Source organism: Nocardia sp. NPDC051929, assembly GCF_044548645.1.
GTDB classification, from domain to species: Bacteria; Actinomycetota; Actinomycetes; order Mycobacteriales; family Mycobacteriaceae; genus Nocardia; species Nocardia sichangensis.
This window is the reverse complement of sequence record NZ_JBIUCG010000057.1, coordinates 1-6,715: the sequence shown is the minus strand read 5'-3', so window position 1 is coordinate 6,715 and position 6,715 is coordinate 1. Positions and strand designations below refer to the sequence as shown.

Annotated in this window: 6 protein-coding genes and 3 pseudogenes; 2 read left to right on the top strand and 7 right to left on the bottom strand. The window is 63.7% G+C overall.

Features of this window, described 5'->3' with window-relative positions:
* Positions 1-67: 67 nt before the first annotated feature.
* Positions 68-397, top strand: coding sequence for an integrase core domain-containing protein (locus ACIHAX_RS37645; RefSeq protein ID WP_397282435.1), 330 nt, complete (start codon positions 68-70; stop codon positions 395-397).
* A 34-nt stretch (positions 398-431) separates the two neighbouring features.
* On the opposite strand, the pseudogene ACIHAX_RS37640 reads toward ACIHAX_RS37645, so the two are convergent.
* The 5 genes and pseudogenes from ACIHAX_RS37640 to ACIHAX_RS37620 form a co-directional block, all read right to left on the bottom strand.
* Positions 432-704: pseudogene (locus ACIHAX_RS37640) on the bottom strand (transposase); the annotation flags it as partial.
* A 188-nt stretch (positions 705-892) separates the two neighbouring features.
* A complete protein-coding gene (locus ACIHAX_RS37635) occupies positions 893-1,714 on the bottom strand; it encodes a class I SAM-dependent methyltransferase (RefSeq protein ID WP_397282433.1) in 822 nt (273 codons plus the stop codon).
* 110 nt (positions 1,715-1,824) lie between these two features.
* The gene (locus tag ACIHAX_RS37630) at positions 1,825-2,172 is read right to left on the bottom strand and encodes a LysR family transcriptional regulator (RefSeq protein ID WP_397081071.1); all 348 of its coding nucleotides are present in this window, start codon (positions 2,170-2,172) and stop codon (positions 1,825-1,827) included.
* Positions 2,108-2,389 (bottom strand): annotated as a pseudogene (locus ACIHAX_RS37625) (transposase); the annotation flags it as partial. The pseudogene ACIHAX_RS37625 and the gene ACIHAX_RS37630, both read right to left, overlap by 65 nt.
* A 182-nt stretch (positions 2,390-2,571) precedes the next feature.
* Complete coding sequence (locus ACIHAX_RS37620; RefSeq protein WP_364439846.1) at positions 2,572-2,931, bottom strand: TnsA-like heteromeric transposase endonuclease subunit; 360 nt, start codon at positions 2,929-2,931, stop codon at positions 2,572-2,574.
* Between the two features lie 440 nt (positions 2,932-3,371).
* Here ACIHAX_RS37620 and ACIHAX_RS37615 point away from each other — a divergent pair, with 440 nt between their 5' ends.
* Positions 3,372-4,160 (top strand): hypothetical protein, encoded by a 789-nt coding sequence (locus ACIHAX_RS37615; protein ID WP_397282431.1) that lies wholly within the window; start codon positions 3,372-3,374, stop codon positions 4,158-4,160.
* A 138-nt stretch (positions 4,161-4,298) separates the two neighbouring features.
* Here ACIHAX_RS37615 and ACIHAX_RS37610 read toward each other — a convergent pair whose 3' ends face one another.
* Both ACIHAX_RS37610 and ACIHAX_RS37605 read right to left on the bottom strand, forming a co-directional pair.
* Positions 4,299-5,516 carry an IS110 family transposase gene (locus ACIHAX_RS37610; protein ID WP_397282428.1) on the bottom strand — a complete coding sequence of 406 codons (1,218 nt, stop codon included), beginning with the start codon at positions 5,514-5,516 and terminating at the stop codon, positions 4,299-4,301.
* A gap of 210 nt (positions 5,517-5,726) precedes the next feature.
* Positions 5,727-6,554, bottom strand: a pseudogene (locus tag ACIHAX_RS37605) (IS256 family transposase); the annotation flags it as partial.
* Positions 6,555-6,715 lie beyond the last annotated feature (161 nt).

The window sequence follows — 6,715 nt, the reverse complement described above, 5'->3', positions numbered from 1 at the left end:
AAAAGCCTCGGCTGGAAGACGCCCGCTGAAGCCTTCACCGAGCAGCTACGATCGCTCCAACAAACCGGTGTTGCGACGACCGATTGAATACGGCCAATACGTATCGGTGAAGTTCACTGAATCGCTTGCCTTGCACGGCTTGTCGGCTTCGGTCGGATCGGTCGGCGATGCCTACGACAACGCTCTGGCAGAGTCGATCATCGGCCTGTTCAAGACCGAGGTCGTGCGCCGGCACGGACCGTTCAAGACACTATCCGAGGTCGAGTACGCGCTGATGGAATGGTGCGACTGGTACAACAACGCCCGCCTGCATTCCCGGCTGGACTACCTGTCTCCGACCGAGTACGAAGCCGCGTATTACGCTCAAAAACCGCCACGCCGACCGGTGCTGGTCTGAAACCGAAGCCGGTCCCTTACCCGTGACGGTTCATGATGTCACGCGAGAAATAGGCGACCGCGCGGCGCATGACCTCGGCTTCTTGTTCCAACTGACGGATCCGTTTGCGCGCTTCCCGCAACTCGGCTGACTCATCACGGGTGACGCCGGGCCGATGACCGTCTTCGATATTGGCCTGTTTGAGCCAGTTCTTCACACAACTCTGCGAAATCCCGAAGTCTCTCGCGACCTGCGTCAACGAGATCTCGCCCTTGCGGGCGACCGCGACGACATCGCGGCGGAACTCTTCGGGATACGGCTTCGGCATGGTGGACATCCTTCCAGCGAGGAGCAATCCTCACAGGTCAGGAGTCAACCAAACCGAGGGCAGTCCCTAGGGTCTCAAAATTCGTGGCATCTGCCAGTCGGTTGACCTGGTTGTTTTTGGTTTGTCTCACGCCGTGGCCAGCGCCGGTTGTCTCAGTTCGATGGCATTTCTTGTGTGCTGGATGGGGTTCAGGGTTTGGTTGCCCGGATCGAGAAGGTCAGTGGGAGAGGGTTTCCCGGGAGCCGCCAGCGTCCGTCGGGTTCTTGTTGCATTTGTGGTAGCCGCTGGTATGTTGCCCAGGCGAACTCGTGCACGAAGTCGATGCGTAGTCCGGCGGCGAGGACTGCGGTGATGATCTCGCTGAGGGAGTGCTGCCACTCGTAGCAGACGGGTTGGTTCAAGGTGTCGGTGTCTCCGGTGTAGGAGCCGTGCTGTTCGAACCGCATCGGTTCTTGGCGGTGGAAGTAGCTGATTCCGGTGTCGAGTTCGGGCTGGTCGTCGCGGAGGATGCCGGTGAGTGGATGTCCGTCGGCGAGGTAGAACACGCCGCCGGAGTCGAGGTGCCGTGCTGCGATCTGGGCCCATTGTGTGATGTCGGGGATCCAGCACAGCACTCCGTAGGTTGCGTAGACGATGTCGAAGGATTCGTCGAGGACCTGGGGTAGGTCGTAGATGTTGGTTCGCAGGAACCGGGCTGGTAGATCCAGTTGGCAGGCGAGTGATTGTGCGAGGGTGATGGCTTCGTCGGCGATGTCGACGCCGGTCACGGTCGCTCCCAGTCGTGCCCAGCTGAGGGTGTCCATCCCGAAGTGGCATTGCATGTGAAGCAGTCGTTTTCCGTGGACGGGCCCGACTTCGGCGTGTTCGTGGGTGCCGATGCTGCTTCTGCCGGCGAGAAAGCCGTCGAGATCGTAGAACGCCGACCGCGCGTGCAGCCGGGTTCGATCGTTCCAGTTCTGCCGATTCGCCTCGATGAACGTGTCGATGCCGGTGCCCGGTTGTGGCGTCATGTAGCCATCGTGATGGTCGGCTGGGGCGGGCTGCCACTGAATTTTTCCCGAGCTGGGACTCGATCTGCTGAGCCACTCGAACACACCGACTCGATCAGTCGCATTTCGGGTCAGCCCGCAATGCGCGGCATCGGGCTGTCTCGCTGCGGATTCGGCTGGGTCTGGTCGAGCGCGTCGAGGACGGCTTGTCCGAGTGGTGTGAGGGTCATGGGGCGTTGTGCGTGGGCGCGGTTGAGGAGTTCGCCGCCCAGGTCGAGTTCGAGTTCGCGGATTCGGCGCCGGAGAACGTCGGCGTGGATGCCGAGGTTCTCCGCGGCGCTGGCGAGGGTGGGGTGGTGACTGGCGGCGGCGAACTGTTCGAGTCGGCTCCAGACCCGCCTCCCCGGCCCTGCGGTAGTCGCCGACCCAGCGCCGCACCGTCCGGACACCCACCCCCAGCTCGGCGGCCTTCGCCTCATACCGGGCGTTCAGCGGCAGCGCCGGATCGTATCCGGTGCGTGGTTCCCCCGCAGCGGCAAGTTCGGCCGAACCGGACTTATAGCCGGTGAGAACTTCCCGGACATGCTCGGCGCGCTCGAGCAATCCCCGGCGCTGTGCGTCGTTCAGGTCGTCCAGGACGGCACCGGCCAATGCCTCGTCGTCGGTGCCTGCCGGGCCGTCCTCGGCCGGGATCACCCGGACACTGTCGGTGGTGAGCAATTCGCGAACCCAGACACGACGAACCGGCTACCCCGCCGACTGCGACCGAAGGACAACCTCATTGCCGGCGGAGGTGGCGATCATCTCTACGATCTCGACGGTCTCGCCGTCATAGATCAGCCGCGTCCCCACACCCAAGCGGGTGCCTGCCCTGCCCATCACACCGCCCGCAAAGTGGTCGCCGACCGCAACTGTGCCGACATGTCGACCGTGAACTCCTGCCGCCACAGCAGGTGCAACAGCGCCGCACGGACCGTCGCGGGCGGAAACCCGGATACGCAGCCGAGAGCTTCGCCGATGCTCATCCCGCTTACCATCGAGTCCCGCACCACCTCGACGACACCAGGGTCGAACAGCCAGCCGCGGCGGTAGCCTGCGAGGAATCGAACATTTGCCAGCTCGACCGGATCCGGTTCGCTCCAGATCTCGTATCGCCAGCCGCGTGCCCTCACCACCTGATCGGTCCATGCGAAGGTGAAGGCGACCTTCGGATCCTGTAGCCGCGCAGCAGGTTTCACATCGACCTCGGTGCCAGACCAATACGTGCCAGAGAAGTGTTTCTGCCCGTGATGCCAGCGGAACCTCCGCCACGGAGCCGCCCGTCCCATCGCTTCGGCGCTCACCGCCGCGAACGACCCGACCTCATCGGAACCATCGTCAGCGCAGCGGAACGCCACCACAACAGCATCCACATCGACCGATCGCGCCAATCTCGACAACGACAGCAACGCTCCACCCGCCAACTCGAACCCTCCTGCCCCGGAACACAACTGGCGAAGATCATCCACCAGTCAGCCGGAGCAGGGAGCCGAATCTCAAAATCATGGCCAACTGGCCACGCGATGGCCAAACATTCTGAGATTTGGCCACGACTTTTGAGACCCTACACACCGTCACCACTACCGAAGGCCGCAACGCGGCCAGAGCGCACGCCCTGGCGGCGCTCGCCGACCCGAAGGTGACCGGCTTACCCGCCCACGAACTGCAGCAGCTCTGCACGCTGCTGGCGCCGGCGCAAGCAGCGATCGCCGAGCAGCGCCAGTACCTGCAACGCGGCGGACCACGCCGAAAAGAACGCGGCGACCACGGCCGTCCGTTGCTGACACCGGCCGACAAAGTGCTGATAACCGTGGTCTACCTGCGGCGGGTATGCCCCCAGAAAGTCCTGGTGGAACTGCTGGGGATCAACCCCAACACCATCGGCCGGGCGATCAGGGAAACCCGCACCCTGATCGAAGAGCATCAGATCGAGTTTTCCCAGACATCGCACTACTTCTCCGACATCGACGAGCTGCGCAACTGGCTCGACAACGACACCACCACAACAAGGATCGAAGCCGCTCGAGCGTTGACTCACCCCGACCTCACCGGCATGACCCGTGACGATTTCCAGGCCCTCGTCGACCGGATATCGGTTTCCTACCGCGCCTCGATCGAACAACGACGCCACCGCCAACGCGGCGGTGAACGCCGCCCCGGCACCCGGGGCGGACTGTTCCGCCAGAAGATCACCGACGCCGACCGAATCCTGGCCACCGTGCTGGCCCAACGCCAGCTATGCGACCAACAAACCCTCGCAGAGCTGTTCGGCGTCAGCAGAGGCACCATCCGCAACGCCGTCGACGACGTCCTGCCGCTGCTCCAGCAACACCGCATCACCCCTGCACCCGCAATACACCAGTTCACCACTGCCGCTGAAGTCCTCGACCTGATCGCCTCGGACACCGACCACAAATCGCCAAGTTGAATCTTTACGACTCCGGTGGATGATGCAGACTCCCGCTGTCAACTGGCAGGCTGTCAGCGAGGTCGGAGAGGGTTGGTTCTGATGGCATGACTGCGGCCCGCGTGGCGTCGTGGACACGCGGGTTGCTGAAAGTAGCGGTCAGGCCGCTGCGGCGCTGGAGTGCTTTTCCGGGTTGTAGATGGTGTTGTCCTGCCAGCAGCGCCAGAGAACCCGCCCCCAGCGGGCTCCGACACCACGCAAAGCGCGGTATTTGCCGTGGCCACGGGCTCGAGCTTGCTCATAGGCGTTGGCGGCCCAGTCGGTCTCGCGGGTGGAGACGAAAGCCCACCAGTCGATGGCGTGACGCATTCGATGGTTGCAGGCGTAACGGAACCGGACCTGATGCATGCGCCCAGAGGCGCGCGTGACCGGCGCCAGGCCGGCCTCGGCGAGCAGGACCCGCGCGTCTGGGTAGTGGGAGCGGTCGTCACCCATCTCGGCGATCAATGTGGCCGCGACGACCGGCCCGATGCCCGGGAAGCTGAGGAAGATCGGCGCATCCGGGTGAACATCGAGAAGTTGATCGATCCGTTTATTGCAGGCCCGAATGTGCTGGTTCAGCAACCGCAGCTGCGAGGCGAACAGTTGCGCGGTGAACTGCTTGCCCGCGGTAGTACCCTCCGACGCCGCCAGCAGGTGCGGCTGGAGCCGTTCCACGAGCTGGTCGGCTGGAACTCGACCCGTGTAGCCGTGTCGGCGGCAGAACGCGTCCATCCGCTTGTCTCCGACGCGAGCGGCCTGCGCGGGTGTCGGATAATCGGCGAGGAAGTCCAGGGTGATATCCCGGTCGAGCGTCGAGAACAGGTGCAGCGGCGCAGGATGATACGTGTCGAGAACAGCACGCAGCTGTGACTCGACACTGCGCTGAGACAAGATGATCCGCTCTCGGTCACGTATCACCGCCTTGAGTTCCGCGGTGTCTCGCGACAGCAGCGGCAACGGGCGCCAATGCGTGTGCTCATGACGGAGGGTGTCGGCCAGGACGAACGCGTCGAAGCTGTCGGATTTGGTCGCCGACAGCCGATAGCGTTCGCGGGCTCGGGCTGAAATCTTCGGCGACACACAGTAAACCGGAAGTCCACGGAGCTGCAGGTGCTCGACCAGCAGCCCCTCACCGCGTTCGATCGCGATCCGGATGCCGGGAAGGTCGAGTAGGTCGTCGAGTTCGGCGAACCCGCCGAGGTCGTGTCTGACCCGCTTCTGAACGATCAGCTTGCCAGCATGGTCAACAATACATATTTGATGATGTGTTCCGCCCCAGTCTATTCCCGCGAACACAGACTGTTCGGCTGGACTGGTGCCGGTGACGTGGACCAACGATGCTCCTGCAAGAAGTTCGGCCACCGCTCGGCCGGCTTCCCCGGAACCTCATCTCGGCGCTCGAAGCGCTACTCCCGCTGGCCGATGTGAAGCCCGCCACCACCCCGGCCCGACAGGTCTGCATCTGGACCTCGAAGGTTGCACGTCTGCATAGGTCGTGACCGGGGTGGTGCGAGTGACCGCCGGGACCATCCCGGCGACAGCATTGTGGACGGATGAGGTCTGCACCGTGGCCAGCGGCCACACATTGCCGACCACCTCCGGCAGGCCTTTGAGCCCGTCGCAGACCAGGAAGAAGACATCCTTGACCCCGCGGTTACGGATCTCGGTGAGCACACTCATCCAGAACTTCGCGCCCTCACCACCGCTGCCGGCCCACAGGCCGAGGATGTCCTTCTCCCCGGTCACGGTGACCCCCATCGCGGCATAGATCGGCCGGTTGGCGACCTGACCGTCGCGCACCTTCACGACCAGCGCGTCGATGAAGATCGCGACATACACCTCGTCCAGGGGTCGGCTCGACCATTCCTGCATCTCCGCGACCACTTTGTCGGTGATCCGGGAGACCGTCTCCTTGGACACCGACGCGCCATAGATCTCAGCGAAATGCGCCGAAATCTCCCCGGTCGTGAGGCCTGTCGCATACAACGACAGCACGATCTCATCGACCCCGGACAATCGGCGCTGCCGCTTGCGCACGATCTGCGGTTGAAAGCTGCCGTCCCGGTCGCGCGGCACCTCGATCGGCACCGGCCCGGTCGTCTCGGTCAACACCGTCTTCGATCTGGTCCCATTACGCACATTCACCGATTCCCGGCCCTCGGGCGCCTGGTTGGGTTCATACCCCAAGTGCTCGGTCATCTCCTCGTTCAGCGCGGTCTCGAGGACGGTCTTGGTGAACTGCTGCAGCAACCCGTCGGGCCCCGTCAGGGACAAACCCTGCTGTTTGGCCATCCTCACCAACTCCGCCGCTGCCAGCTGCTCGGCCGAGGCCTCGGCCTTCTTCTTCGCCACGGCATCAAGTGTCGTCATCACGGCACCTTCCCGCTGACCATCCGATCAGCGAATCAGGCCGGAAACACCCATAAATCCACAGTCCCGCTCCCGGACCCGTCCGGACGCTCGTATGCTCGTCCGCATGGAGTTCTGGGCGATGGTGGCACACGAATCGGATAGCGGGATCGTCCTGACCCGGC

Excerpts from the sequence above, each read along its gene's own strand:
- ACIHAX_RS37635 (WP_397282433.1), bottom strand. The coding sequence starts at position 1,714 with ATGACGCCACAACCGGGCACCGGCATCGACACGTTCATCGAGGCGAAT.
- ACIHAX_RS37630 (WP_397081071.1), bottom strand. The coding sequence starts at position 2,172 with ATGAGGCGAAGGCCGCCGAGCTGGGGGTGGGTGTCCGGACGGTGCGGC.